General features: G+C 37.5%; 26 protein-coding genes. 20 read left to right on the forward strand and 6 right to left on the reverse strand.

The annotated features are described in order from the left end of the window. Position 1: 1 nt before the first annotated feature. Genes C0V70_RS01635 through C0V70_RS01695 form a run of 13 tightly spaced genes read left to right on the forward strand, consistent with a single transcriptional unit; the run spans position 2 to position 12,560 of the window. A complete protein-coding gene (locus C0V70_RS01635; RefSeq protein ID WP_102242120.1) occupies positions 2 to 862 on the forward strand; it encodes an aldo/keto reductase in 861 nt (286 codons plus the stop codon). Continuing rightward, positions 862 to 1,608 carry a cytidylyltransferase domain-containing protein gene (locus tag C0V70_RS01640; protein WP_158649522.1) on the forward strand — a complete coding sequence of 249 codons (747 nt, stop codon included), beginning with the start codon at positions 862 to 864 and terminating at the stop codon, positions 1,606 to 1,608. Before C0V70_RS01635 ends, C0V70_RS01640 begins: the two co-directional genes overlap by 1 nt. Next, positions 1,602 to 2,930: a glutamate-1-semialdehyde 2,1-aminomutase gene (locus C0V70_RS01645; protein WP_102242122.1), complete on the forward strand. Its 1,329-nt coding sequence runs from the start codon at positions 1,602 to 1,604 to the stop codon at positions 2,928 to 2,930. Before C0V70_RS01640 ends, C0V70_RS01645 begins: the two co-directional genes overlap by 7 nt. Before the next feature lie 9 nt (positions 2,931 to 2,939). After that, entirely contained in the window at positions 2,940 to 3,458 is a 519-nt protein-coding gene (locus C0V70_RS01650; protein WP_102242123.1) for a GNAT family N-acetyltransferase, read from the forward strand. A gap of 7 nt (positions 3,459 to 3,465) precedes the next feature. Further along, positions 3,466 to 4,182: a class I SAM-dependent methyltransferase gene (locus C0V70_RS01655; protein ID WP_102242124.1), complete on the forward strand. Its 717-nt coding sequence runs from the start codon at positions 3,466 to 3,468 to the stop codon at positions 4,180 to 4,182. Between the two features lie 39 nt (positions 4,183 to 4,221). Further along, positions 4,222 to 5,631 (forward strand): lipopolysaccharide biosynthesis protein, encoded by a 1,410-nt coding sequence (locus tag C0V70_RS01660; protein WP_279536152.1) that lies wholly within the window; start codon positions 4,222 to 4,224, stop codon positions 5,629 to 5,631. Further along, positions 5,628 to 6,548 (forward strand): phytanoyl-CoA dioxygenase family protein, encoded by a 921-nt coding sequence (locus C0V70_RS01665; RefSeq protein WP_102242126.1) that lies wholly within the window; start codon positions 5,628 to 5,630, stop codon positions 6,546 to 6,548. Before C0V70_RS01660 ends, C0V70_RS01665 begins: the two co-directional genes overlap by 4 nt. Further along, positions 6,545 to 7,306, forward strand: coding sequence for a cytidylyltransferase domain-containing protein (locus C0V70_RS01670; protein WP_158649523.1), 762 nt, complete (start codon positions 6,545 to 6,547; stop codon positions 7,304 to 7,306). The genes C0V70_RS01665 and C0V70_RS01670 overlap by 4 nt, the downstream gene beginning before the upstream one ends. A 2-nt stretch (positions 7,307 to 7,308) precedes the next feature. After that, complete coding sequence (locus tag C0V70_RS01675; protein WP_102242128.1) at positions 7,309 to 7,908, forward strand: GNAT family N-acetyltransferase; 600 nt, start codon at positions 7,309 to 7,311, stop codon at positions 7,906 to 7,908. Beyond that, a complete protein-coding gene (locus C0V70_RS01680) occupies positions 7,863 to 8,855 on the forward strand; it encodes a Gfo/Idh/MocA family protein (RefSeq protein ID WP_102242129.1) in 993 nt (330 codons plus the stop codon). The genes C0V70_RS01675 and C0V70_RS01680 overlap by 46 nt, the downstream gene beginning before the upstream one ends. Positions 8,856 to 8,857: 2 nt before the next feature. Then, positions 8,858 to 10,156, forward strand: a complete 1,299-nt coding sequence (locus C0V70_RS01685) for a DegT/DnrJ/EryC1/StrS family aminotransferase (RefSeq protein WP_102242130.1) — start codon at positions 8,858 to 8,860, stop codon at positions 10,154 to 10,156. A 3-nt stretch (positions 10,157 to 10,159) separates the two neighbouring features. Continuing rightward, a complete protein-coding gene (locus tag C0V70_RS01690; protein ID WP_102242131.1) occupies positions 10,160 to 11,158 on the forward strand; it encodes a hypothetical protein in 999 nt (332 codons plus the stop codon). A 1-nt stretch (position 11,159) separates the two neighbouring features. Next, entirely contained in the window at positions 11,160 to 12,560 is a 1,401-nt protein-coding gene (locus tag C0V70_RS01695; protein WP_102242132.1) for a surface carbohydrate biosynthesis protein, read from the forward strand. On the opposite strand, the gene C0V70_RS01700 is transcribed toward C0V70_RS01695, so the two are convergent. From C0V70_RS01700 to C0V70_RS01715, 4 genes are read right to left on the reverse strand one after another with little or no spacing between them, the layout of a single operon-like run. Beyond that, positions 12,561 to 13,475, reverse strand: a complete 915-nt coding sequence (locus C0V70_RS01700) for a hypothetical protein (RefSeq protein WP_102242133.1) — start codon at positions 13,473 to 13,475, stop codon at positions 12,561 to 12,563. A gap of 3 nt (positions 13,476 to 13,478) precedes the next feature. Continuing rightward, positions 13,479 to 14,807, reverse strand: coding sequence for a hypothetical protein (locus C0V70_RS01705; RefSeq protein WP_102242134.1), 1,329 nt, complete (start codon positions 14,805 to 14,807; stop codon positions 13,479 to 13,481). Continuing rightward, entirely contained in the window at positions 14,804 to 15,568 is a 765-nt protein-coding gene (locus C0V70_RS01710) for a glycosyltransferase family 2 protein (RefSeq protein WP_102242135.1), read from the reverse strand. Before C0V70_RS01710 ends, C0V70_RS01705 begins: the two co-directional genes overlap by 4 nt. Continuing rightward, on the reverse strand, positions 15,558 to 16,949 hold the full coding sequence (locus tag C0V70_RS01715; protein WP_158649524.1) for a capsular polysaccharide export protein, LipB/KpsS family: 1,392 nt from the start codon (positions 16,947 to 16,949) through the stop codon (positions 15,558 to 15,560). Before C0V70_RS01715 ends, C0V70_RS01710 begins: the two co-directional genes overlap by 11 nt. Positions 16,950 to 17,135: 186 nt before the next feature. Between C0V70_RS01715 and C0V70_RS01720 the strand changes: the two genes are divergently transcribed. The 5 genes from C0V70_RS01720 (at position 17,136) to C0V70_RS01740 (ending at position 22,510) form a co-directional block, all read left to right on the forward strand. Then, positions 17,136 to 17,891, forward strand: coding sequence for a Wzz/FepE/Etk N-terminal domain-containing protein (locus C0V70_RS01720; RefSeq protein WP_133566674.1), 756 nt, complete (start codon positions 17,136 to 17,138; stop codon positions 17,889 to 17,891). Positions 17,892 to 18,162: 271 nt separating this feature from the next. After that, positions 18,163 to 19,044, forward strand: a complete 882-nt coding sequence (locus C0V70_RS01725; protein ID WP_133566675.1) for a hypothetical protein — start codon at positions 18,163 to 18,165, stop codon at positions 19,042 to 19,044. A gap of 29 nt (positions 19,045 to 19,073) precedes the next feature. Further along, positions 19,074 to 19,634, forward strand: a complete 561-nt coding sequence (locus C0V70_RS01730; protein WP_102242139.1) for a sugar transferase — start codon at positions 19,074 to 19,076, stop codon at positions 19,632 to 19,634. Further along, the gene (locus C0V70_RS01735; protein WP_102242140.1) at positions 19,631 to 20,530 is read left to right on the forward strand and encodes an NAD-dependent epimerase/dehydratase family protein; all 900 of its coding nucleotides are present in this window, start codon (positions 19,631 to 19,633) and stop codon (positions 20,528 to 20,530) included. The genes C0V70_RS01730 and C0V70_RS01735 overlap by 4 nt, the downstream gene beginning before the upstream one ends. Positions 20,531 to 20,608: 78 nt before the next feature. Continuing rightward, positions 20,609 to 22,510: a polysaccharide biosynthesis protein gene (locus tag C0V70_RS01740; RefSeq protein WP_102242141.1), complete on the forward strand. Its 1,902-nt coding sequence runs from the start codon at positions 20,609 to 20,611 to the stop codon at positions 22,508 to 22,510. Here the strand turns inward: C0V70_RS01740 and C0V70_RS01745 are convergent. Then, positions 22,491 to 23,048, reverse strand: a complete 558-nt coding sequence (locus tag C0V70_RS01745; protein ID WP_102242142.1) for a 2'-5' RNA ligase family protein — start codon at positions 23,046 to 23,048, stop codon at positions 22,491 to 22,493. The genes C0V70_RS01740 and C0V70_RS01745 overlap by 20 nt on opposite strands. Next, positions 23,039 to 23,905, reverse strand: coding sequence for an ImmA/IrrE family metallo-endopeptidase (locus C0V70_RS01750; protein WP_102242143.1), 867 nt, complete (start codon positions 23,903 to 23,905; stop codon positions 23,039 to 23,041). Before C0V70_RS01750 ends, C0V70_RS01745 begins: the two co-directional genes overlap by 10 nt. Before the next feature lie 216 nt (positions 23,906 to 24,121). Between C0V70_RS01750 and C0V70_RS01755 the strand changes: the two genes are divergently transcribed. Further along, on the forward strand, positions 24,122 to 24,445 hold the full coding sequence (locus C0V70_RS01755; protein WP_102242144.1) for a hypothetical protein: 324 nt from the start codon (positions 24,122 to 24,124) through the stop codon (positions 24,443 to 24,445). Positions 24,446 to 24,623: 178 nt separating this feature from the next. Continuing rightward, positions 24,624 to 26,531, forward strand: a complete 1,908-nt coding sequence (locus tag C0V70_RS01760; protein ID WP_102242145.1) for a methyl-accepting chemotaxis protein — start codon at positions 24,624 to 24,626, stop codon at positions 26,529 to 26,531.

The following is a 26,531-nucleotide window of genomic DNA, read 5'->3' on the forward strand; positions in this document are numbered from 1 at the left end:
TATGGGAAAGTTGGTTCTTGGAACAGTTCAGTTCGGTCTTAATTATGGCGTTGCAAACGACCAGGGAAAGCCTGCGTTTGAATCGGTCAAGCAGATGCTCGACCTCGCTTATGAACAAGGTATTGATGAGCTGGATACTGCCGATGCCTATGGTGATTCACAGGAAGTTTTAAGAAGTTACAGCGATCAAAGCAGCGTGCAGTTTCAGATCATGTCGAAATTTATCGATGATGGGACAAATACTTTTCTGGGATTTTTTAATAATTCCCTTAAGAGACTTAACCGCCAGTCTTTAAAAGGATATTACTTCCATCGCTTTGAGGATTATAAAAAATTCCAGAGCTTTAAAGAAGTGGAAGAGTTGAAAGCTCAAAAGAAACTGGAGCTTTTTGGAGTCTCTCTTTATTCAATCTCTGAGTTAAGAGAAGTAGTTGCTGATTCGAGAATCGATTTAATTCAGCTTCCTTTTAATGCTCTTGATAATAGTCACGAAAAAAGAGAGTTATTAGCAGAAGCTCACCGCCAGGGAAAAAAGATCTATATCAGGTCAGCTTTTCTTCAAGGTGTTCTGGTTATGCCTGAAGATAAAATTCCAGCTCACTTGACCCCATTGAAAAAAGATCTTCAAAGCTTAAAGCAAATTGCGGCAGATGCAGGTCTTTCAATGCAGGAGCTTTGTTTGGGATATCTAAATTCAAAAAAATTTATCGATGGGATTCTCATCGGTGTGGATAACGTGGATCAGTTAAAAACAAATATCAATCTCTCGAAAATCAGCTTGTCAAAAGCAGTGGTTGATTCTGTCGAGCTGGTTATTGTTCAGGATCAGGATTTACTAAATCCTGCCAAATGGGGGAAGTAATGAAAGTCATCGCTGTAACTCAGGCGAGAATTTCGTCTTCGCGTCTTCCACAAAAAGTTTTATTGCCGCTGGGGTCAATGACAGCACTAAGTCTACATTTAAAAAGGGCCGGCAAATCTAAACTTATCAATGAAATTATCGTGGCTACAACTAATGAAGTAGGAGTGGAGAAGATTATTGCGGAAGCCAAATCACAAAACTGCAGAGTGTTTCAAGGCAGTCTGGATGATGTACTTGATCGCTTTTACCAGGCGGTTGCTAAAGACAAACCGGACTATGTGGTGAGATTAACTTCTGACTGTCCGTTGATTGATCCTGAATTAATTGATGAAACGATTAAAAAATTTATTCACTCTCAGCTCGATTACGGCGCTAATTGTTTAAACAGCACACTTCCAGATGGAATGGATGTTGAAGTTTTTAAATTTTCTGCTCTGGAGACAGCATGGAAAGAAGCAAAACTTAAATCAGAAAGAGAGCACGTCACTCCATATATCAGGAATTCTGGAAAATTCGAAGTTCTGGCCGTGGACTACACACCAAACTTAGGAAGTTATAGATTAACCCTGGATACGATTGAGGATTACAATCTTATTAAGAAGCTAGTGGAAGAGGTTGGTGAAGATCTGCCGATGGAAGCTTACTTGAACTATTTAAGAAAGAATCCGGAACTTTTAAAAATTAACAGCCAATATGAACGCAATGAAGGATATCAAAAATCACTAAAAGGAGATTCAGAATGTTGAATCAGATAACTAATTTCGAAAAATCTAATCAATACAGAAATAAAATCCACTCTCTGATCCCGGGGGGAGCTCACACTTATTCAAAAGGTGACGACCAATTCCCACTATTATCACCAGCTGCCATCACAAAAGGTGAAGGCGTTTATGTTTGGGACCTCGATGGAAACAAGTATCTGGACTGCTCGATGGGATTAACATCGGTAAGTTTAGGCCATGCTTACAAACCGGTTATCGAAGCGGTTAGAAAAGAGCTGGAAAATGGAGTTAACTTCCAGAGACCAGCAAGTATTGAAATGGAAATGGCTGAAAAATTCCTGGAACTGATTCCATGCCACCAAATGATTAAATTCTCTAAAAACGGATCAACTGCAACAACGGCAGCGATGAAACTTGCAAGAGCATATACAGGTCGTGAGCTGGTAGCTTTTCCTGGTGATCACCCATTTTATTCTTATGATGATTGGTTCATTGGAAAAACTGCTTGTAACAAAGGTGTTCCAAGTGACTACATGAACTACACTGTTACTTACAACAGCATGGACTTGAATTCACTGGAAGAAATGTTTCAAAAGTACCCAGGAAAGATTGCCTGTGTTATTTCGGAACCGGAAAAAACTCATAATCAACCAGCAGACTATGTTCAAAAGCTAATCGATATTTGTCACAAGCATGGTGCTCTTTATGTTATGGATGAAATGATCACTGGTTTTAAAACTGATTACCCAGGATCAATCAAAAAACTAAATGTTGTTCCAGATCTTGCGACATGGGGAAAGGGAATTGCCAACGGTTTCTCATTCTGTGCTTTAACAGGGAAAAAAGAAATCATGGAACTGGGCGGGATTAATCGTCCGGGCGAAGAAAAGGTTTTCCTGATTTCTACAACTCACGGTGGAGAGACTCATGCTATGTCTGCATGTATGGCCACGATGAAAGAATTCAAAGAGAAAAATGTTATTGCTCACAACCATTCAATAGGCGATCTTTTTATTTCTAAAGTCAGAGATGCAATCGCGAAAAAAGGATTGAGCGACTATGTCTCTCTTTCTGACTCAAACTGGATGGTGGCTTTTGCTTTCAAAAATAAAGACAAAGCTATCGACAACGGCTTAAGAACGCTTTTTATGCAGGAAATGATTAAGCGTGGTGTTTTATTTCAAGGTGTTTTTGTTCCTTGTTTTTCTCACCAGGCAAAAGATGTAGACTTCTTCGCTGAAGCAGTGACTGAGTCTCTTGATGTTTTCACTATGGGGTTGGAAAATGGTTATGGCAAATATCTTATCGGTGAACCAACGAAGCCAGTTTTTAGAAAAATTTTGTAGGGGGCAATTATGTTTTTTCAAAAAGAAACTGAACGTTTTGTAATTAAAACTCTTATAGAGGAAGATGTTGGGCAAGAATATTTATCATGGTTTAATCAAAAGAATGTGAAAGATTATATTTATTATAAACTAAATGAGCACGATAGATTCGAAGATTTAAAGAGATATGTTGCAGAGAAATCGAAGGATAAAGATGTCATATTCTTAGGTGTTTTTAATAAAGATAACATAAAAGAACATATTGGGAATATAAAATTTGAACCTGTTGATGTCGTAAATAAGACCGCAGTTGTGGGAATACTTATTGGTAATGAGAAGTGGAGGGGAAAAGGAGTTGGGGGAGAGGCGCTTGATGGGGCTCATAGTATTATTCGAAATCTTGGAGTTGTAAAAGTTTTTTTAGGTGTTGAAAAAACAAATGATAAAGCAATTCGTCTTTATGAAAGATGTGGCTACGAGTATGACGAAAGTAATTATTTAAAGTTAGATTTAGATCAATGTTATTGTATGTTCAAAATATTAAAATAAGGAAGTTATGAGTAAAATTAGATCATTGTATTTAGAAATGTTAAAAAATAAGTATTTTAATCGTTTTGTTTTTAGAATACGTTTTTTTTATTTTGTCAGGTTTCTGAAGAGAATTAAAGTTTATGATGATCAGCAAAATGTAATCAAAAATGACTATAGTTTGGATATGTTAAAAGTTGGTAGAACATCAGACCGCCCATTGAAGTTGATTGCCCCTTTGGCCGCTATAGAACTGGTTAATAAAAAAGGTGCTACATTGTCTATTGGATCGAGATATGAAACAGAGATTTTTTACTTGATTGGACATGGTTTCGCAAAAGACAAAATAGTGGGATTAGATATTCTTTCATATTCACCATATATCGATGTGGGAAACATGAATAATATGCAATATTCAGATTCTAGTTTTGACAATATTATTGTTGGGTGGGTTTTACCGTATAGCGATGATCCAAAAAAAGCGGCAACTGAAATTATACGAGTTGCTAAAAATGGAGCGTACATTGCTATCGGCAATAGCTATTATCCTAAAGAAAAACTGATTCAAATTGAAAAAGAAAGTGGATTTATTATTGGAAGTCTTGAAAAGAGACTTCAATCATCTCAATTAATTTTAGATTTGTTTGAAGGACATGTCGAAGATGTCGTTTTTAAGTGTGATCCTGACAGATATAATTATGGAAAGGATAGTTCTTGTTTAATTATATTCAAAGTAAAGAAATAGGATTTAACAATTTTTAAAAAATTATTTAAAGAAGCTACGATCTATGGCATTGGAATGGTTCTAGTAAAGGCTGGAGGAATTCTCCTTATGCCTTTTTACTGGAAAGCTCTTACGCCAGAAGATTTTGGAGTTTTTGCTATTTTTCAAATTGTTACCCAATTTCTTGTGATTGTTTTTGATTGGGGGATTTCTGGAGCCGTACAGCGTTGTTATCATGAGTGGGGAAGAGATGCTGCAGATTTCATAGGGGCATCATATCTTATTCATGTTTTTTTTAATTTAATTCCTATACTTATTTTATATTGTTATTCAGATTACATTTCGGCTTTATTGTTTGGAAATGATTTTCCTATTGAATTTTTTAAAGCAGGTGTTGTTAATACTTATTTTTCTTTGCTCTCTAATGTTCCACAAAGCCTATATCGCTCAATGGAACAATCGAAAAAATTTACCTTGCTGTCAGCTATGCAGTTTGTTCTTAGTTCTACATTGGCTTTGATTTCTCTTTATGGCTTTAAGTTGGGATTGAAGGGATATGTGTATTCGTATTTATTTGCAAATATTATCTTCAGTCTTTACTATGTTTTTGATATTGGAAGAATTGCTAAAATTACTTTTAAAAAGATTTACTATGTTACAATACTAACCTACGCAATTCCTACAGTTCCTGCAGCTATTTTGGACGGAATGGGCGGAATTTTCGATAGATTGTTTTTAGAGAAATATGTTTCTAGTGGGACTTTGGGTCTCTATAGCATCGCTAGGCAAATTGCCGGAGCGTATAATTTACTTCTAGTATCTTTAAAGACAGCATGGCTTCCTGCTATTTATAAAATAGTTTCAACCGGTAATAATGGAAAAGAAGTTTTAGAGAAAATGACATCTAAGTATGTCTATGTTGTAGCCATTTTTGCCGCGGCGGTTGCATATCTTGCCGCAGACGCAATTCTACTGGTAGGTGAGCCAAAATATTATGGAGTTGCTAAGTTTGTGCCCATAATTATCCTAGGGTATTTTGTTCAGGGTGTTGGCCATGTTACAGGACGCGGGCTCGATCTGGCAAAGAAGACCCAATACTATTGGATTATGTACTTTTTTGGAGTTTCAATTGGAATCGTCTCAATATACTATTTAGCACCTAAATATGGAGCTTGGGGAGCGGGAGCGGCATATTTTATCTCTGTGTTGGTAAGAGAAATTATTCAGTTTTTATTATCGAATTATTTCTATCCTAGAAAGATTGAGCTTTTAAAGTTTTTTGCCTTCGTGCCGTTTTTTGCTATGGGGTATTTTCTAACTGCAGTAGTTAATACACCATACGTTCTGGCCGATTTAATTATCAAGATGGTCATTCTTGGTTCTTTGTCGGCGATATTCGGTGTTTATATTTTCGGGCCGAATATCTTTAAAGAGCTTAAAAAGATTTTTTTATCGAGGGTTAAACTATGAATACAATTAAATATTTTGTGAAGCTGATTTTAAAGCCTAAGGCTTTTTTTCAACACCAGTCTATTAAGGGAAAAAAAATCTATCATCAATTGATGAAATGTTTTTTCTTTTTTGAGTATAACACCAGAAAAAAGTTCCTTAATAATTTATCTCAATCAAATCTAGGTGAAATTTCAAAAGACTTGGGGTATTTAAAATTAGATTTTGCTAATGACAACAGTTTGGTTAAAGCTAAAACCAGAGGTCAAGAGCTTATTAAAGAAATCGATTTCAAAAAGCTAAAAGAAACATCAGAGAAAAAATATCTTATTTCAACTCAGGTAGACATTCTTGATCCTAAAAATGCAGCTCTTAAAGAGTTTGCGATGAATAAGAATCTAGTAAAACTTGTTGGTGATTACATTGGGTTCACTCCAGTGCTTGAGAACGTCATGATGTGGTATTCACCAAATGAAAACAACGAAGGAACGAGTTCTCAGTATTACCATCTTGACGCTCAAGACTTAAATACGATGCAGGTTTTTTTATATTTAACAGATGTTGATGAGCAGTCGGGTCCTTTAACTTTGATCAAGGCAAAGTGGTCAACCGAGATTATTAATCAATTAAATTATAAGAAAAATTCGAAATTTAAGCGCATTGATGATGAAATGGTTTTCTCAATCGCTCCTCAGGATGCCGAAGTAAAACTTTTGGGAAGTGCTGGCAGTGCTTTTATTGCAGACACAGACACATGTCTTCATTATGGAAGCAGGAAGGGGACAAAGGAAAGATACTTAATTGTATTCCAATATTACACACCATTTGCTTTTCCTCTTCCGTATAAATGGAGAACTGGTCTTCCATTTTATAAAAAAGCCTTATCAAAACAGAATGAATTAACTGAAATTGAAAGATTTGTATTAGGTGTAAATTGAAAATAGTAATCGCATTACAGGCAAGAACTGGTTCATCAAGAGTTCCAGCTAAAATTTTAAAACCAATACATAAGTTCAACTCTATGTTTGAAGCACTTTTTAATCAGCTTAAGCAGGTTAAAGGGCAAGTTGAATATGTACTGACTACATCTGATAGTCCGGATGAAGAACGTTTAATTACTTTGGCCAAGAGTCAGGGGTTCAAAGTTTCTACCGCTCCGGTCGATGATATTGTAACCAGACTTTATAAAACAGCAGAGCTTGTAGATGCTGATGTATTGGTTAGGATTTGGGGAGACTGTCCATTTGTCTGTCCGGATCTAATCGAAGAGATGTTAAGTATTTTTGAAGAAAAAAAGTACCAATTTATGTCTAATTCTGAGTTCTATACCAGAACAATTCCTGCCGGGATGGATGTTGAAATCTACAGCAGAAAATTAATTCAGAATATGAGTAACGATGTGGTTGATGTTAAGCAAAGAGAGTTCCCTATTGAGTACATCAAGAAAAATCTGGCGGCTGATGAATTTGGTTTTTGGAACATGAAAGAAGATTATTCAAGAGTACACCTGACAATTGATTATCCTGAAGATTTTATAGCCGGGGAAAAAGCACTTGAAGTTCTTTTAAAAGATAAGAGTTACTTTAAGAAAGATGATGTGATTCATCTAATTAATGAGTTCCCGGGAATCATCGGTGAATTTTCAGGAAAGGCTAGAAACAAAGAACTTAAAGAATTTTTAGATAAGGGAAAATAAGAATGGAAGAATTAAAATACCTTGAAGGAAATCGCGTTTACCTGAGAAGCCTGACAGAGTCAGATTATGGCGAAAAAATGGTTAAATGGGTTAACGATAAAGAAGTGACTCGTTATCTTGCCAGAGGATCAAGACCTGGAAGTTTAATCGAACTTCAAGCCGAGTATAAATCTTATTCTTTTAATCAAGCAGATGTTGTACTGGCTATTTGTGATGCTAAAACAAATGAATATATCGGTGTCGTTGGACTTTATACTATCAACCCAATGGCAAGACATGCAGAATTTAGAATCCTAATTGGAAGTAAGGCTCATTGGGGGCAGGGATATGGTGCTGAAGCAACAGAATTGATTGTTGCTTACGGATTTAGAATTTTGAATCTGGAAAAAGTATGGTTGGGAGTTAATTCTGAAAACCAGAAAGCGCATAAGTCTTATACTGACCGTGGCTTCAAGACAGAAGGGACACTAAGAAACGAACTATTTAGAAATGGTAGGTATTTTGACATCGTCAGAATGAGCCTATTAAGAGCAGAGTTTGAGGAAAACTTACTAAAATGGAAATCGAAAGATTACATAGCAAAACAATTAAGTGCTCTTTAATTGGGTGTGGAAATATCGGAAGCCGCTGGGATGAAGTTCCCGGAGAGCAAAAAGACATTTCTCGTACTCATATTAAATCAATCTTAAATAATAATGATCTCGCTTTAGCGGGCATCTATGACCTCGATCCAGAGAGATCGGCAGAGGCTTCGCATTTCTGGAAAACTCAAGTTATCAGTGATCTTGAAAGTGTGAACGCTCAAAATACAGATCTGGCCGTTCTGGCCACTCCTCCAATGGGGAGATTGGAAACTCTTAAGACTTTTGCAGAAAGAGGGATTAAATTCTTTTTCTCGGAAAAACCTCTGGCTGATAGTTTTACTGAAGCTAAAAACTTCATGAAGTACGCCAATGATCAAAAAATAAAAGTCATCGTTAACTACTCAAGAACTTTTTGTCCTGAGTATTTAAAGCTTACGAAAGAAATTGAGTCGGGGAAATTCGGCGAATTTCAAGGAGGCTTTGGTTATTACGCTAAAGGATTAAAAAATAATGGCTCTCATGCCCTGAGTTTGATGTCTTTACTCTTTGGTGGTGTTAGCGAGCTGAGATTAGGGGATGTGGTTGAGGATCAATTATTACTTGATCCAACCTATAATTTTTCAGTTCTGGCCCATGGAAAAAAAATCAATGTCTTGGGAGCAAACTATAATTTGTTTTCTGTTTTTGAATTCGATTTATTGTTTACTAGAGGTAAAATAAGAATCCTGGACTCTGGGGCAACGATTGAAAAGTATATTTTAAAACCGGATGACTTATATCCGGCATACAACGTGCTTTCACTGGCAGAAAAACAAAAAGTGCCACTAGAGATGGCGATGAGCTGCGGGTATGATGAAGTGGTAAAATACTTAAAAAATGCTTCCAGTGAAATCATAGAAAGAAATTTTGGTATAACTGAAAATTTAATAAATTTATATAGCAGTATTGAAACGAAGGAAAAATAAAAATGGGCAAATTAGCAATTAATGGTGGAGCACCAATCAGGTCACAAGACTTTCAAATTAGAAAGACAATGGGAGAGCGTGAGAAAAAAGCCGTTGCGGACGTAATGGAAAAAGGCGATATCTCTCTTTTCTTTGGAAGCCCTGGGAAATACTTTTTAGGCGGAGAGCAAGTTCTTAACTTTGAAAAGAAATGGGCACAGAAATACAATTTTAAAAATTGTATTACAACAAACTCATGGACAACTGGTCTTATGACGGCAATTGGTGCTTGTGGTGTTGGGCCAGGGGATGAAGTTATCTGTCCTCCTTACTCAATGTCAGCAACAACGACTGCTGTTCTTTTCTATGGAGGTATTCCAGTTTTCGTTGATATTGAAGCAGACACATTCAATATCGATCCGAAGCTAATTGAAAAGGCCATCACTCCAAGAACAAAAGCGATTATGCTGGTTCACTTATTCGGTCACCCGGCGAACATGGACGCTATTATGGCCATCGCTAAAAAACATAACTTGAGAGTTATTGAAGATGCCGCTCACGCTCCAGGTGTGAAGTATGGTGATAAATATGTAGGGGCCATCGGAGACGTTGGTGGATTCAGTTTGAACTACCATAAACACATTCATACTGGTGAAGGTGGAGTTCTGGTAACAAACAATGATTTCATCGCTCAACGCTGCCAGATGATTAGAAACCATGGTGAAAACGTTATCGAAGCTTATGGCATCGAAGACTTAACTAATGCTATCGGATCAAACTACAGACTGACAGAAATCCAGGCCGCTATTGGTATGGGACAGCTGGATGATGTTGAAACATGTATCGACCACAGAAACAAACTGCACAACGTAATTAAAAAAGGACTGCAGGGGATGGAAGGTATTCGTGCACCGATTATCGAAGCTAACTGTACACATGCTTTTTATGTTTATGCATTTAAGTTTGATGAACAAGTGGTTGGTGTTTCACGCGATAAATTTGTTAATGCCGTTATTGCAGAACTTCCAGCTCCAAAAGAGCCAGAGCAGGTAACACTTGTTCAAGGTTACATCAGACCGTTGTACCTAAATCAGATTTACCAAAAACAAATTGCTCTTGGGTCAAAAGGATTCCCATTCAATTACAACCAAGGTGTTAAATACAACTACGATAAAGGACTTTGTCCGGTAGTTGAGAGAATGTACGAGAAGGAATTATTCTACTCACCAATTGTAAGAGAAGCGGTTTCAGAGAATGATATTCAAGACCTGGTAAGAGCTATGCAAAAGGTCTATGAAAATAGACAAGAGCTTATTGGCTAAAAAATGCACCTGTCTAAGGTTGGATTTGTTTTAAAGCAGGCCGGGACAGCAAATGCACTTCTTCCTTTGATTGAGAAATTGAAGGATGAAGGCGTCAGTGTTGATGTCTTGGCCTACGAAAGGGCAGCACAAATGTGTGCTAAAAAAGGCTTTGCGTTTGCTAAAATCTCAGAGTTTTCTGGTGCCGTTACACATTTTCAAAAGAGCTCACCTCAAGTTGTCATCACAGGAACATCTCTTCAATCAGAAGACGATGGAAAGTTGTGGGCAGGGCTTCATCTGGCCAATATCCGCACAATTGCTTACGTTGAACAATGGTGCAATCTCCTTGAGAGATTCGATAAAGTTAAGACTTTACCAGATCAGGTATGGGTTATTGATGAAACTGCGCTAAAAAGACTTGTAGACATTTTTCCAACATTAGCAGAAAAGACCAAGATCTCAGGATCACCGGCCTTAGAAGTCAGCAAATCTTTTACTATTGAGGAAATAAAAAAGAGGAACAAGACCGCTTTTTTTATTTCTCAACCAATGAGAGAAGACGACGGGCAAACTTCATTTCAGGGGTATTCTCAATTCCATAATTTTAAGCTCTTGAAAAAAACTTTGTCTTCAGACTGGAAATTGAAAATTTTCCTTCACCCAATTGATACAAAAAGTGATTGGATGAAGTTTGTTGCGCCTTCAGAATTAAGCGATGTCGATTTTGTAGAAAACGGGGATAAAAATTCTTTAATGGAAGAGGCCGGTTTAATTGTCGGATTAACTTCTATCCTTTTGGTTGAAACTGCAGCAGCAGGACTTCCAACTGTCTCTCTACAGGTCGGAAAAAAAGATGATTCGGATTCTTATGGAATTGATTCAGATTCGAGAATCGTTAAAGTTTTCGAAGAACAAAATGTTACTAATGAAAATATCCTGAAGTCCTTTGAAACAGCAGAGGCAAAAAAAGAACAAAAACAAGGCTCAGTTGAAGTCATGCTGAAGCTTTTAGGAAAATAAAATGAAAAAAATTGCAATTATTGTTGATCACCCAATCCGCGACTTAGGCGGTTGTGTCCTGGTGGCGAATGCTCTAAAGACCATGGAAAAAGATATTGAAGTTTATCTTGTGCCGATGAGCTCGCAGAAATTCGATATTTTTGCCATCGCTCCAGACTTCGTACTTTTGAACTATATTAGAAAGAATAACCAGGAATTCATTCAGAAACTTATCGCTGCCAATATTAAATACGGTCTTCTGGATACAGAAGGTGGTTTTTATGGCGACCTCGGTGCTTATGAGAAAGTTCTTTCAAATGATAAAGAGATTTATAAAAAGCTGAGTTGCAATTTCCTTTGGGGAAAAAAGATGGAGGAAGTATGGAATAAGTACGACCTTGGCTGCTCAAATGATATTGTAGGACTTCCTCGCTTTGATTTTTATCATGAATCTTTTAGAGGTTTTGAAAATAATTTTCTTCCTCAGAGTATTCTTGAAAAAAAGCATATGGTGCTTTTAAACACTAAAGTTGCAGTTGCGAATCCAAAGTATCTTTCAGTGGAAGAAGAAAAAAATCTTTACCGCCAGATGGGGCTTAAAGACGATGAAATCGAAATGCACTACCAGCTTGGTAAGCAGTCGATTGAAGAGAACGTAAAACTTGCCGGAAGAATTGAAAAAGAAACTGATATCGGACTAGTTTTAAGACCTCACCCACATGAAAACCAAAAAACATATAAAGACCTATTTGAAAAAGCAGGATTAAAAAAGGCCGAAGTTCATTTGAACGGAAATATCACACCGTGGATTTCTCACTCAATTGCTGTTATCCACAGACATTGTACGACAGCGATTGAAGCTGTTATTGCCAATAAACCAGCTTTTTCTACTCTGTGGGTTCCAACATCAGCGAATGCTCCGGATGCTGAGCGCGTGAGTTATAAATGCAATAGCTTTGAAGAACTAAAGAGTGCATTGGATGCAATCGAGAAGAATCCTGAAGCCGCAAAAGAATTTTTGCCGTCTGATAACGATAAAAATGAAGTTATTTCTAAATGGTTGAGTGAGATTGATGGTAAGTCCCATGTGAGAGTCGCCAAAGGAATTTTAAATTCAATTGGAAACTCTAAGGCCGACGTGAAGAAGTGCCGTGAGTTTCTATATTCAGCTTACAGCCAGAGAGGAAATTTAAAATCTCAAGTTTATAACATGGCATGGACGGCTGGAAAAATGGGGATCATGCGCAGTCAACTATGGGAACTTGAAAAGAAGAGATCTTCTAAGTGGCTTAAGGAAGACAAGCGCATTACAGATCACGATGCAAATCTTTGGGTAAAATCAATTCATTCAAATAACAAGTTCCAGCCGGTTCAACCTGAGAAGTATCAGGATGAATATCCTGGAAACTCAATCATTATGTAATTAATTGGGAAGCTGGTTAACTGCCAGCTTCTCAAGCACTGGAAGCCCTTCAACATTTGTATATTTGTCGGTAACCTGCCATGGATAGATCGAAGGCAGTGTAATGAAAGTTGCCGTCAGCATATAACGGAACTGTCCGGGAGTAGAGATCCTACTGCCCATATGAAAACATTTGCTGGTATCAACAAGAAAAGCAGTAAACTTTTTTCCTTTTAGATTAAGAACTTCACTCTGATTAATTCTTTTGAAAATAAAATCATCTTCGATGTGATTTCTTAAAAAAGAAGTAGGGATCTTTCCTGATGATTTTTTATTAAGAAGAGTAAAGGGTCCGTTTAAGTCGGTAACGTCATTAATATAAATAAATAGTTTGGTCATTTCATTATCATCTTTATCCTGGTGCCAAAGCTGGGAGATCTGATACTTTTCACCGGAATAAACTGATTTTGTCACAATCGAATAATCCATGAAGGCCGGAGCTGAAAAATAATGATGTAAGACTTTCAGGATGGAGTGATTAAGTGCAATACGATTGATGATGTTGTTAACGTTCCCAGAATCAGAATCAGCATCAGTCATTCTAGACCAAAATTTTTTATGATAAGTGACATTATTGATTTCTGAAATTTTTTTATCGAGATCTAGTGTCTTGCTTTCCAGTAAAAGCATGTCCTCATTTGAGAAATATGACGTCACATCAACAAAACCATTTTGCTTTAAGTTTTCAGCGGTCAGCTTTTCTGTAGGTGAAAGCTCTAGCCTCCCTGAAAGTCTTGCTCTCGCTTCAACTAGTTTTGCGTGCTGGAATTTTAGAAATTTTTTGATGTAATAACTTAAGAATGATCTATGAAGTAAAATAATAAGAAGTCTCAATTTGTTTGTTTTGAAAAACGTTTTGATCTTTCTAAGAATCATAAATTACCTGCGTGATTTTATTTTCATTAAAAATGAAATGATCGTTACTACTATAGAGGCAAAAAATAGGAAAGGCGTAGACATGTTGCTGGTTAGATTGGTTAACGGGGCCAGAATAGCGAAACTCTGAAGAAAGCTCACTAATGGGATAAGCAAAATGTTACCTGATGAGTAGATGTATAAAAATCTTAATACTACCCCGATAATAAGAGGGAAAAATAGAATTCCCCATTTGCCGAAAGTCAGGTAAACGGCCCCTGGATAATTGATAAAGCCTTGAGTGAAGGTTCTTCTCAGGTCACTCACTTCAATAACAGTGGAACCGAGTAGTCGGTTTGTAATCCCGATAAAAGGATTGAAGATAAATTTATAATCATGATCAATATTTTTATTGGCGACTTGAGTGAAATTGTTAATCCCATTTCCAATATAGAGTGGAATGGCATTTGAAACATAAGCAGATTTGTTGTTTCCTTGAAACATTGAATCAGGCAGCTCTACGGTATTTTTAATAGCTTTAAAAACCGGATTTAGAACCGAATCAATTGCCTGAACCGGATATGGCCCGAGTTTTCCACCAATAACTTCGAAGCTAAGTTTATGCTCTCTCATTGATCCTTCTACAAACTCAGCAGTTGACTCAATGTTGGCACAGGCAATTTTTTTAGAAAAAGTCAGAACAACAAACAGCAATAAGAGTGAAAAAAGAGTAACAAACTTCTTGAAGAATTCTTTTCTTGAAATATAGCCAATTACATAAAAATGATGGAAAGAGGCGATACACATTATTGAATAGGCAAGCAAGCTGGATCTGGAAACAATCGTCCAGCAGTAAATGATAAAGATGATACATGAAAGTGAGAAGAAGGCCTTTCCAGCTTTTTCTTTTAAGTCAGAGAAGATAACCGGGAAAACCGAGAAGAATACCAGAATGTGTCCGAAGGCACTTTGCCATGATGAAACGCCACTTTTGCGAGTTGCTCCATCTGCTAGCCATAATTCTCTGACATCAATACAAGAAAAATAGTTGTAACCGCGCAACCCAATTTTATCCCACAAGTGCAAACCGAGCCCAATAGAGGAGATGATTAAAAATATCAGGTTTAACTGATTTAATTTTTCCTGTGGAATTGTAAAAGTCGTTTCATTTTTTAAAACATTCTTAAATTGAAGTTTATTGAAGAGTAGAAAAAATAGGCAGAAGAATAATGTAAGATAAAAGCCTGTCATGCTGAATGGGTTCACTTTGCCTGGGTAAAGCAGGTAGGCCCCAAAGAAGATCGCCCATAAAATATAGGCAATAGAGTACTGGCTTTTTAACAATAACTTCATTTATTAAATTCAACTCTTTTTATAAACGCATTTAGTGAAAAATTTGTAATGTAGAATAGTGACATTACTGGATTGATCTTTTGTTGCTTACGATAAATATGCCATACCCATTTTAAGGCCCTAGGCTTATTACTTGAAACAGACTGCTCCATCACACGATACAGGGCCAGATTTTCATTCAGGCCATGAGCATCAATTCCGGTTTTTAAAATTTCCAGCCATAGAACATAATCGTCATATCCCCAGCCTGGAGTCATTTGAATATTATTAATTTTAGATTTATCTAGGATTACCGTAAGTGTTGAGATAACTGTGTTCTTCAGCAGTCCCGAGTAAGTAATCTTTTCAGGTACATGATTGATGAAAGGATACTTTTCCCCTTCCATTTTTATTCTCTGGTACGAGGTATAAGTGAAGGCGTAATCATTCTTCTGCATGAAAGAAATTTGTTTTTCTAATTTCTCAGGATGCCAAAGATCATCACTATCAAGGAAAGCAATATATTTTCCCTTTGCATTTTTTAAAGACAAGTTACGAGCATTGGCCGGACCACCGTTCTTTTCCATGCGCAGGTATTTTACACGCGGATCTTTTTCAGCGTAGCTTTTTACAACCGACGCGAGATTGTCAGGTGAGCAGTCATCAGCAATTAAAAGCTCCCAATGAGGGTAAGTTTGCGCGATGACAGATTCAATTGTTTCTGCAATGAAACGTTCAGTACCGTAGGCCGGTGTAATGATCGAGACTAAATTATTTTCCATAGTTTACTTTTACATAGTTAGAGATTGAGTTCGAACTTTGAGTGATGTTTTCAGCAGCACAGTAGTATAGTTCTCCAATATGAGTTTGAGAGTAAGTTGAGTTAAAGAAAACATTGATATCATCAATCTTTGGAGCATCTCCGGCAATAGCCGTATTGATATGCTTGTAAAGATTGTCGATATTATCAACAAAACGAACTGATTTTGATTTGTTGTAAAAAGCATCTCCAAGACAAATAACTTTCCTACCTTGCATTAAGCTTTCTGCACCGGTTTTAGAGTTTACTGTTAATAACAGATCCATTCTAGTCATGACTTCGTGATTGTTGATGTCAGGGTTTAGGAAAACAATATTATCATTGCGTGAAAGAAGATCTTTAATCCTTCTGTATTCAACAACACCGATCATCGCCGGGTGTTCTTTAATGGCAAGAGAGTAGCCATTTGGGATATTTCTTGAAATGTAATCAATCAGGTAATACTGATCAACAAAAAGAGGGGCGCGAACTGTAAGTGCAACATCCATCGGTACATGGAAAGGGTAGTAGACAAATTTCCCTGAAGGAATTGACTGGTAGTACTTGGTAAAAAGAAATCTATTGGTAAGCATTCTAACGTGTCTGTACACAAAGCTTCCAATATAGTTGAACTCTTCTTTTTGGTTCGTAAAATATTTCGAAACCAGTTTTTGGAAAAGTCTTTTAATGTTGTGAGTGTTGATGATCTTTCTAATTGGATGCTGGTAGTGGCTTGCATCTTTCTTCGGAATCACGATGGTTTTGTTCGTACGTGCATTCTGAAGATATGAAAGAACCGTTGGCTCAATTTGCTTATTAAAATCTTCAATAACTTTGTAAGATTCAAAAGTATTTTTTACAAAGAACATTCTTCCTTTAAAGAACGATGGTTCAAAGTAAATATTGTCATATCCCATCCCACGGGCCACGTAGAATGAAGAAACAATCGAGGCAAATCCACCGAGCTCCTGGAAGAGAACAACATTACCTTGATGTTTGCTTTTTAATTCTGTAAAAATTTTTTCAAGTGCTTTAAAGTAAAGCACAAATTTCTCTTTAAGCTTGAGTGAATCTTGAATTAAAAAAGTAACTTTTTCATGACTTAATAAAATATTAGGACATTCGATGTTGTATTTTTTTAAAAGGTCAGTGAATTCATTTTCAATGTTTAAGTTTTTTTCTTTTTCAGATCTGTAACTTTCAAAAACATTAAAAACTTTAATACCGGCATCGCTAATCATTTTGTTACTTTCTTCATGAAAAGAAATAATGCTGGTGGTGTATCCTTGTTTTTCTAGTTCGAGACAAAGAGCAAGAAAATATTGAGTTTGGTTAACGGCGAGCGTTGTAAAAGTTAAGTGCAAGAGAGCTCCGGGAATTTGCCTATTGTATAAGTTGACAATTTTAGACAGAATTCCTGCTTTGGAAAGTAACAAATGAACTTTTATGGAAAAAGCTAACCTATAAATGACCCTGCGTTTGTTGACTCTTGCTTGATGAAATAATTGAATACTAAGCATTACTTATTAAGTCATGAGTTCGAGAAAAGAATGATAAATCCTAGAAATGAAATTACCCTGAATGAACTACTTTCTATAATTCAACAGCGATGGAAAATTATTTTTCTTGCGCCTGTTGTTATTTCCTTTATGGTATTCGCCATAACTCTAGCTATTAAACCTCAATGGAGAGGTGGAGTTTTTATTCAAATTGGGCAAACAGGTCCAGAATCCAGTATCGAAACAATGGGTCTGACAATCGTTCGCATTAATAATCCTTCATTTAAAGACTCCATTCTTGATGCGTCAGAGGCAGCGATATTGGCTAAAGTTCAAAATTTAGACAATAACATTATTAATCTTCAAGTCACTTCTACTGATAAAAATGCAGTCAAGAGTATAGCGATGAAGGCCTTTGAAAAGATTCAGCTTCATCATGCATCTGTTGCTGAAGCAACACTTGCTATTAATAAAAATGAACTTGTTAAAACTGATGAAGAGTTAGCGGAATTGGCAAATGAAATTCAAAAATACACACGCGGTGTAAAAACGCTTAATACGGAAACAATCCTAAAAGATCTTTTGGCCAATAAGTCTAAACTTACTGATAAGAGAAATGTGTTAGTGGCGGGTTTTTCACCCAAGTACTCATTTTCAACTCGAACAGTTGGTGAGGCTTACCTGTTAGAAGAAAGTGTATTTCCAAGGACAAAACTGGCAGTCGTTATGGCAGCTATTTTGAGTTTAGGGGCGACGATGATTGTTGTTATTTTCAATTATCTGGTAACAAGAAATAAGAATGCTTAAAGAGAATTTTTCGTTCAAATACTTGCTGATGGCCTTTGTTGGAATTGCCTTCAGTGTCTATTTTTTAGCCCATTTTGAAAGCACAAAAAACTTAGCTTCAATTTTAAAGTTTCTCTCTCTCGGTCTTTTATGTTTCGGAGTTTATTCCAGAAATTTTTCACTAAATTCTTATGATCTAATCAGCATCTTTTTCATGATTGTTCTCGGAGTGTTATATTTTATAGGTAGTGTTGCCTATGGTTTTGAAGATAAGCTTTTCTTAAATTTTTTCATGTTTGTAATTCCTTATGTCTGGCTTTGCTCTGTTGTTTCTCAGGATAAGATTTTACTTTCGTACAAATTCTTATCAGTGATTCTGACAGCACATGTATGGTTCGATATTTTTTTACTCAAAGTCCTTAAAGTAGCACCATTGTGGCCTGAGGGATCACTTGTCGGAGGAATGGGAAATCCAAGTTCTTTTGCTTTTGCCTGCAATTTCTGTCTGATTTATTTATTATTTATCCAAAATTCAATGGCTCAAAAGTTTAAATTTTTTATGATTTCTTCGTTGGTAATTGGAGTTGTTTTAAGCAATGCTCTTTTCATGATTCTTATCATGGGAGCCATTTTCTGTTTTGGTATTTTATTTTCTAAGGGACTTCTCAGAAAGCTTATTGTTTTCTCTATTCTGGCACTCATGTGTTTATTATTAATTGAGTATGTGATTTTAAAAGGTGGATTTCTCGCCAATAAATTATATGCAGTTCTTGGTAACTTCGGATTGAGCGAGAGCGAAGCTTCATCGGATTCAGTTAGCCTTCGAGTTGAAATTTTTAACCAGGTCCTAGATTTCATCAATCAACGCGGAGGAGGCTTTATTTGGGGGCAATTTAACAATTTGAGCTATTACGCTGTCGATAGCCAATATATCACTTACTTTTTAAGTTTTGGGCTGATTGGTTTTGGAGCGTTTTTGACTCTGCTTGTTGTGATGCTCCTGAGAGCTGTCTTTATCAGCACTCAGTATAAAAATTTTGTGATTATCGCACTTGGAATTTTCATCCTGACTTTCTTTAATAACCGTATTCTGGATTATTTTCCCATCGGCTACCTTTTTATTTCATTGGCTGCTTTAATATCGAAAGAGAATTCGCAGAAGGAACTTGTCTAAGCGAACAAAATTAGACAGAATTTCCTCCCATGAAAAGATTATTTGATGTTCTTCTTGTCTTGATTATACTTCCATTTTTCCTGCCAATCTTATTGGTTATCTGGATTCTGATTAAATTGGAAGACAGAGGACCTGCTCTTTATTGGTCAAAGCGTGTAGGCACCAATAATCAAATTTTCCTAATGCCTAAATTCCGCAGCATGAAACTAAACACTCCTCAGGTTGCAACACACTTATTGCAAAACCCTGATGAGTTCATTACTAAAATTGGAAAATTCCTCCGCAAATCAAGCCTGGATGAAGTTCCTCAGCTCTGGTCGGTTTTAACGGGTGACATGTCTTTCGTTGGTCCAAGACCAGCTCTATTTAACCAGGATGACCTGATTGAGTTGAGAACAAAATGTGGTGTTCATTTACTTCGCCCGGGAGTGACTGGATGGGCACAGATTAATGGTCGTGATGAAATCGCGATTCCATTAAAAGTTCAGTTTGATGAGTATTATCTTAAAAACCAATCACTGGTTTTTGATATTAAAATTATCTTTTTAACAGCCTTTAAAGTACTAAAGAGTGATGGAGTTACTCATTGAAAGTTGTACTGATCACTGGTCCAAATGGTTTTATCGGTCAGCACCTTGTTGATTACTTAAAAAAAACGCACGCAGACTACAAAATCAAAACAATTTCCAGAGAAGCTCATTCTCCTGATTCTATTTCTTATCAGAATTTTATTTCTAATAACTATGATTCAAAATTTTTCGATGATGTCACTGATGTTGTTCACTTGGCAGCGATCGCTCATAAGTTTGGTTTTAATGACCAGGCGCAGTTGGATGAAATTAACATTAATTACCCAGCAAGATTGCTCGAGGTTTTAAAGACTAAGTCTCTTGAAAAGTTTATTTTCATGAGTAGTGTCGCGGTCTCTCTTTTAGAGAAGGGGATTGTCCTGGACACCAAGGCTTATGCTGAAACTAAAAAAATGGCCGAAGCTGCCCTTATCAAGACGAAGCAGGGCTCAAACGTAAAGTTGATATTTATCAGGCCCCCAATGGTTTACGGGCGCAATGCGCCGGGTAATTTTGAAAGGCTGGTAAAACTATTAAAGTATCCTTTGCCAATTCCATTTGGGAGCATGACCTTCCAAAAGCCGGCCATTCATGTACTCAATTTAGTATCTGCGATTGCTTCAATGATTCAATCACAGAACTTGAAAAGTAATTCATATGCTTATGAACTCTCAGATCCATTTAAAATCGGTTTTAATCAGTATTTAAGAAAATTAAACACTGCAACAGGTGGGAAAAGTTTCATTATTCCATTCCCTCTCGGACTTTTGAAGTTTCTTCTAAGCATTTTCGGTCGCAAACAGCTCTATGAAAAACTGGTTTTAACTTATCAGGTTTCCAATGAGAAAATAGAACAAGATTTTGACTGGCCGAAGCCCATAGATCAAGGGAAGATGTTTAACGATCTTAAACCTTAGTCTGTTCTCTGCAGTGCGAAGTAACTTGCTTACTATTAATTGCATGACAGTTATAAAAAGAAATCATAGAAAGCACTTATGGCAAACCTATTTTCAAACTTCAGCAATCCTCGCGTAATCCTGGCCTTTCTTTACGACCTAGTCATGGCGTGTATCTCTTTTTGGGCAGCTTTATATTTGCGTTTTGATACGCTCAATATCCCTCTTGCTGACAATTTAGCTTTCAATCGTTTTTTCTTTATTGCTATGTTTATCCAGGCTGGAAGCTTTGTTTTAAATGGGATGTACAAAGGTGTTTGGCGCTTTAGTAGTATGCACGACCTGATCAGAGTCGTGAATGCTGCAGCTATTGGTATCGCAGCTTCACTTGTTGTGTGCTTTTACATGACAAGACTTGATGGTGTACCTCGCTCGATGTTCCTTATTGAATTTCTTTTATTAGTTATTGGTCTTGGAGGAGGACGTTTCGTTTACCGTTTCCTTAAGGACCAGACGGCACTAAGCACGGTTATCGGTGGTGCTGATATTTCCCTGAAAAACGTTCTTATCGTCGGCGCAGGAAGAGCAGGAGAAAAACTTCTTCGCGACATCAATGCAACCCCAGCACTAAAACTGAGAGTCGTTGGTTTCCTTGATGATGATAAATTTAAGCGCAATGCTCTTATTCACAATGTAAAAGTCTTTGGTGGAATTGAACAAATTCCCAACATGGTTAAAAACCATAATGTAGATAAAATCTTTATCGCGATTCCTTCTGCTAATAGTGAAGACGTCAAAAGAATTGTAAGTTTTTGTGAAGAGACAAAAGCAGAAATTAAAATTCTTCCGAAGATGAATCAGCTTCTTTCCCCACGAGTTGATATCTCTCTTCTTAGAAACCTGAATATTGAAGATCTTTTAGGTCGCGAGCAAGTCCAACTTGATATGCGCCACCTAAGCAATATGATCAGCGGTAAAGTTGTTCTCGTTACAGGTGCAGGTGGTTCAATTGGAAGTGAACTTTGTTTTCAAATTGCTAAATTTGATCCAGCTATGATCGTCATGGCCGACTACTGCGAACTCTTCATGTATGAACTTGAAATGAAGTTTAAAGACGAGCACCCAAATATCGCTTTCTTTCCAAAAATCCTCGATGTTAGACAGGCTGATAAAGTTGAAAAAGTCTTTACTGAGTATCATCCTCACCTGGTATTCCATGCGGCTGCTTACAAACATGTTCCGATGATGGAGCACAATCCGATGGAAGCGATTGAAACCAATATCAGAGGGACGAAAATTGTTGGTGAAGCTGCACTAAAATACAATGCAGAGAAATTCATCATGATTTCTACTGATAAAGCCGTAAATCCAACGAATGTTATGGGGGCTTCAAAACGAATTGCTGAAATGGTTATTACTGACCTTTCAAAGAGAAGTACGACGACAAAATTCATATCAGTTCGTTTCGGAAACGTTTTAGGAAGTAACGGTTCTGTTATTCCTCTTTTCAGAAAACAAATTGAAGAACGCAAAGACTTAACAGTTACTCACCCGGATATCATCCGCTACTTCATGTCCATTCCAGAAGCTTGTCAGCTCGTGTTGCAGGCCGGATCAATGGGGCAGGGAGGAGAGATCTTCGTTCTCGATATGGGAGCACCGGTTAAGATCGTTGATTTGGCAAAAGAGATGATTCGTTTGGCCGGGATGATTGAAGGTAAAGATATTAAGATTGTCTTCTCTGGGCTTCGTCCTGGAGAAAAACTATTTGAAGAACTCTTCAGCGATAAAGAAGCTTATGAACTTACTCATCACGGAAAAATCAGAAAGGCCTTATTTAGACCTCTGGAAGATTCATTCCATGTTAACCTTCAAAGCCTTTTAAGCCTGAATTCACCTGAAGCAGATACAGTTGTGTATATGGTAAAGGCATTGGTTCCAGAGTTTACTCACTTCCGCTTAAAGAAAGCAGAAGAAGAGGTTAAGGAAGCTCAACAGTAAGACCAAATTCCAGAACAGGCTTAATTGCAGGGTAGGCACCACCTGAAGTCATTTCGTATAGAATGATCTTTTGTGCATTTAATACAGGAAATTTAGTCGATTTATAAGGCGAAAGAGCATCAGTCACATTGTGATGATTTCTCATTCTCACTAGTGGGAGAGTCGGCTTGTACTCTTGCTCACTCTCTGGATAAAAAAGCGCTTCGAGCTGACTTTGAAGCTCTCTTAATTCTCTTGTATTTTGCACTCCAATCCAAATCATGCGCCCTTGAATCAAATCAGGATAGGCCGAAAGACCTGAGAGTTTGAGATCAAAAGGGGGAGTGCTTTGAGCGATAGAGTCTATTTTGTCTTTGAAGAGATCAATATCAATTTCAGGCAAATGAACCAAAGGAATACAAAGCTTATCCATATCGACAAACTTAAACTCATCCGTTTTCTTTTTCAGGCTGACCCTAAGTTTAGCAAAGGTGCTTTTATCTAAGTTCAACGACTGAGCATCAAGGGCCAGAAATTGTTTCGTTTCAATTATAAACAAAGCTCCCCAATCACTTTTCTATGTTGATCTAAAATTTTCTTATGCTTTAAAAGCTCACTCCGATGAGCATCCTTAAATTCGACAGGAACAATAGAAGAAAAATACTCAAGCACCTCAACCGCTAGATTAACTTTCGCCTTCGCACTCGTACAATTCTTCCCAATATACCAAAAACTCCTCTTATACGTATGTGAATCAAGCTTCAACCCAGGCTTATTCTCATAAAGACCAATAAGGTATTTCTCAATGCGAACCTCTTCCAGCTCATATGTATAAAGCATATCAAGCATCAAACTCGTCCAAACTTGAATCGACTGAAGTGCCCTTTGCATATAAGACTGACCAGGAAAAAAACCAAGATTGCGATAAAGATTCATGATTTCTTCGTAATCTTCCTTGGCATTACGAAGGCGTTCAATGTCAGCGCCTTCATCTTTTTTCATCTCTAACGGTCTATTTTTATCTATGAGCGCATGCCCCATCTCATGAGCAATCGTCCAGCGGTCAGCTTCACTTGAAAAGAGAATCGTATCACTTTCAAGATCAATGCTTGAGTTGTGCTTAGAAAAATACACTCCTAATGTTGAGCCCGTGAATATTTCCTTATACGGCCCAAAAAGCTCCTGATCGACTTCTGGCAAACTTGCTAGGAAGGCATGGGCAACATCCTTTGATTGAGAGGGGATAGGGTCACTAAATTTAAAGAGTTCAATTTCTTTTTTATGAGCAAATTGCTTAATCTGATCGGGTGTCATGAGGAGAATGCTTCTGACTTCGGCCTCAGGGAAAGCAATAAATTGGGCCGACACAGGAAGGCTAATCAGAAGAGAGAGGGCAATCGCGATATATATTTTCATCTATGTATAGTACTGCGGAATAGGCCAGGTATGTCCTTGGGATATAAGATTTATGGGGGTGTCTAAAATATGGTCAAATCAACGGCTTCCCAGTGGTAATAATTGTTATTTATGAGAGATAAAAAACTTTACACCCACCTGTAAAATTTACAAAACCGCCTCCATTGGGATTTGAAAGGAGTAAGATGCCCCTAAATCTTTAACCAAGGAAGCCCAATGAAGTCATTCATCGCTATCGTAAGTTTATTCGCTCTAATCACTGCTCAAGCTGCAACAGTTTCAGCTAAAGCTCTACTTGGAATCGAATCTAGAATTGAAATGCAAAGAGAAGCACTAAAAGAAAAACTTAATAACTTCGACACAGACGATATCACTGAAGGAAAAATCGTAGCAGCAATCGTTAATTCAGTTGAAGAAAAACTTGCTCAAGCTGAAGAAGGATTAAACTCAATCGCTTCTGATGAACAATTAACTGAAGAGAACGTAGATGCTATCAACAAGATTCTTGATGAATCAGAAAAATTAATCGAAGAAATCTAATCTTCGTCAGTCTTTTATGGAATGCCCTATCCCTAGTAGGGCATTCTTGTTTTCTCCTCCGACAAGACCACTCAGCCATTCATTAAACCAATTAAGTATTTTTAAAGATTCTATATCTAAGTTACGATAAACAGACAGTTTCCTAACTAAGAGGTTTTGTTTGTTCAATCGTCTTTCTATGAAGTGGAGGGTTTTCCTTCCGATTATTATCCTGGTCGCTGTTGCTTTCACTGCTTTTAGCGTTCTCAACTTTCTCAACACTAAATCTACGCTCGAGAAAATGACTTACACATCTTTAGAGCAGGAGTCGATTAAGACTTCTACGGAAATCCTCACTGAGGTTAACAAAGCTTCTATCGAAGTCGACAACATGGCCAAGATCGTTCAGGCCTGGGTCGATCAAAAGAAACTCGACCGCGATACGTTTAGCGTTCATTTCAACTACTGGGTAAATTCCAATAAATTCCTTAAAGGTGCATGGGCAGACTGGGTCCCGGGAAAATTCGGTGATGACGAAGCCAAAAACGGCCGTTTCACGCTATTTTGGGCCCGCGATGATAAAGGAGTACCTGTTCTTCAAGACCCGTATAAATGGGAAGACGTGATGAATGAACCTTATTTCGCTAGACCTCAGGAAGTGAAGGACTTGATCATGATTGATCCTTACCTCGATGATGTAAACGGGAAGAAACAACTTCTCACTTCAATCAGTATTCCCATTTACGACAAGGGAGACTTTCTTGGCGTTGTTGGTTGTGATTTTGGAATCAGCTCCATTCAGGAAACATTCGAGAAGTCGCGCCCCTTTGAAAAAGGCCTTTCTCGACTTATCACGAGCAGTGGAAAGATTGCCGCAGATATTGATTCTGGCAATTTGAATAAACCATGGCCGATTGAAAAAGAAGCGATCGAAATTCAGGAAAAGATGAAAAGAGGTGAGCCTTTTTACCTTCAATCTTACGAGCCATTCTTAAAAGAAGAAGCCGTGAAGTATTTCCGCCCGGTAAAAATGGGACGCTCTCCTGAACTTTGGTATTATGCGAGTGTAGTTCCGATGAGTGCCCTGAAAAAAGAATCAAACAATCTCTTCCTTTATCAAGTCGGTGGTGCGGTCCTTGTAACGATCGTTATTGCTGCCCTGGTGTGGATGATGATTTCATCAATCAGTAAGAAGATTGAAGCGATCACTGAAAATGTTGCTTCAGGTGCAACTGAAGTGACGAAAGTGTCGCAGGTCATCGCCGAAGCTCAAAAAGATTTAAATGCTGTCAGCCAGGAGCAAGCGGCTCTCTTGACTCAAACAACTGAATCCGTAAATCAGATTTCTGTCTCAATTACTGAGAACTCAAATAAGGCCAATGAATCAAATCAACTCCTGACAGAATGTCATGAAAAGGGAGAGCGCGGTTCGGCCATTGTGTCTGAGATGGTTGATTCCATCGTGCAGATCAAAGACAGCAACATATCGATGCTAAAGAAAATGGAAGAGAACTTTGAAGAGATCAACAGCATCATTCAGGTTATCAACGTCATTCAAGAAAAGACCAACGTTATTAACGATATCGTTTTCCAGACAAAACTTCTGGCCTTTAACGCCTCTGTAGAAGCGGCGAGAGCAGGAGAGCTTGGAAAAGGGTTTTCGGTTGTAGCAGAAGAGGTTGGGAACCTGGCTAACATGTCAGGAAAGGCCTCAAAAGAAATCACAGACATTATCCTGGATGGATCGACTCAAATTAACCGCATTATTGCCCAGACGAAAACATCGAATGAAAAAATGTCTGCGGATAATATGATTATTGTAGAGAAAGGAACTGTGGCCGCACAGAAGTGTGGAGAGGTTCTTTCAGAAATCATTTCAGGCGTGCAATTGGCCTCGACTAAGGCGACTGAGATTAAAGAAGGAACAAATGCTCAGGATCGTGAGGCGAAAGAGATTAATCAGGCCATGAAGATTCTTGAAGAGGCTTCTGAGAAGAATATGAATGTGTCTGGGAGAATTTCGCAGACGGTGGTTGTGCTTGGTGAGCAGTCTAGTGGGTTGAATGAGCAGGTGGATGAGTTGAATAGGATTGTGAAGGGTGGATAG

This window comes from Bacteriovorax stolpii (genome assembly GCF_002872415.1).
GTDB classification, from domain to species: Bacteria; Bdellovibrionota; Bacteriovoracia; order Bacteriovoracales; family Bacteriovoracaceae; genus Bacteriovorax; species Bacteriovorax stolpii.

Bases quoted from the DNA above. Each gene is read 5' to 3' on its own strand.
- C0V70_RS01635 (WP_102242120.1), top strand. From the start codon at position 2: ATGGGAAAGTTGGTTCTTGGAACAGTTCAGTTCGGTCTTAATTATGGC.
- C0V70_RS01640 (WP_158649522.1), top strand. From the start codon at position 862: ATGAAAGTCATCGCTGTAACTCAGGCGAGAATTTCGTCTTCGCGTCTT.
- C0V70_RS01645 (WP_102242122.1), top strand. From the start codon at position 1,602: ATGTTGAATCAGATAACTAATTTCGAAAAATCTAATCAATACAGAAAT.
- C0V70_RS01650 (WP_102242123.1), top strand. From the start codon at position 2,940: ATGTTTTTTCAAAAAGAAACTGAACGTTTTGTAATTAAAACTCTTATA.
- C0V70_RS01655 (WP_102242124.1), top strand. From the start codon at position 3,466: ATGAGTAAAATTAGATCATTGTATTTAGAAATGTTAAAAAATAAGTAT.
- C0V70_RS01665 (WP_102242126.1), top strand. From the start codon at position 5,628: ATGAATACAATTAAATATTTTGTGAAGCTGATTTTAAAGCCTAAGGCT.
- C0V70_RS01675 (WP_102242128.1), top strand. From the start codon at position 7,309: ATGGAAGAATTAAAATACCTTGAAGGAAATCGCGTTTACCTGAGAAGC.
- C0V70_RS01680 (WP_102242129.1), top strand. From the start codon at position 7,863: ATGGAAATCGAAAGATTACATAGCAAAACAATTAAGTGCTCTTTAATT.
- C0V70_RS01685 (WP_102242130.1), top strand. From the start codon at position 8,858: ATGGGCAAATTAGCAATTAATGGTGGAGCACCAATCAGGTCACAAGAC.
- C0V70_RS01690 (WP_102242131.1), top strand. From the start codon at position 10,160: ATGCACCTGTCTAAGGTTGGATTTGTTTTAAAGCAGGCCGGGACAGCA.
- C0V70_RS01695 (WP_102242132.1), top strand. From the start codon at position 11,160: ATGAAAAAAATTGCAATTATTGTTGATCACCCAATCCGCGACTTAGGC.
- C0V70_RS01700 (WP_102242133.1), bottom strand. From the start codon at position 13,475: ATGATTCTTAGAAAGATCAAAACGTTTTTCAAAACAAACAAATTGAGA.
- C0V70_RS01705 (WP_102242134.1), bottom strand. From the start codon at position 14,807: ATGAAGTTATTGTTAAAAAGCCAGTACTCTATTGCCTATATTTTATGG.
- C0V70_RS01710 (WP_102242135.1), bottom strand. From the start codon at position 15,568: ATGGAAAATAATTTAGTCTCGATCATTACACCGGCCTACGGTACTGAA.
- C0V70_RS01720 (WP_133566674.1), top strand. From the start codon at position 17,136: ATGATAAATCCTAGAAATGAAATTACCCTGAATGAACTACTTTCTATA.
- C0V70_RS01725 (WP_133566675.1), top strand. From the start codon at position 18,163: ATGTTTGTAATTCCTTATGTCTGGCTTTGCTCTGTTGTTTCTCAGGAT.
- C0V70_RS01730 (WP_102242139.1), top strand. From the start codon at position 19,074: ATGAAAAGATTATTTGATGTTCTTCTTGTCTTGATTATACTTCCATTT.
- C0V70_RS01740 (WP_102242141.1), top strand. From the start codon at position 20,609: ATGGCAAACCTATTTTCAAACTTCAGCAATCCTCGCGTAATCCTGGCC.
- C0V70_RS01750 (WP_102242143.1), bottom strand. From the start codon at position 23,905: ATGAAAATATATATCGCGATTGCCCTCTCTCTTCTGATTAGCCTTCCT.
- C0V70_RS01755 (WP_102242144.1), top strand. From the start codon at position 24,122: ATGAAGTCATTCATCGCTATCGTAAGTTTATTCGCTCTAATCACTGCT.
- C0V70_RS01760 (WP_102242145.1), top strand. From the start codon at position 24,624: ATGAAGTGGAGGGTTTTCCTTCCGATTATTATCCTGGTCGCTGTTGCT.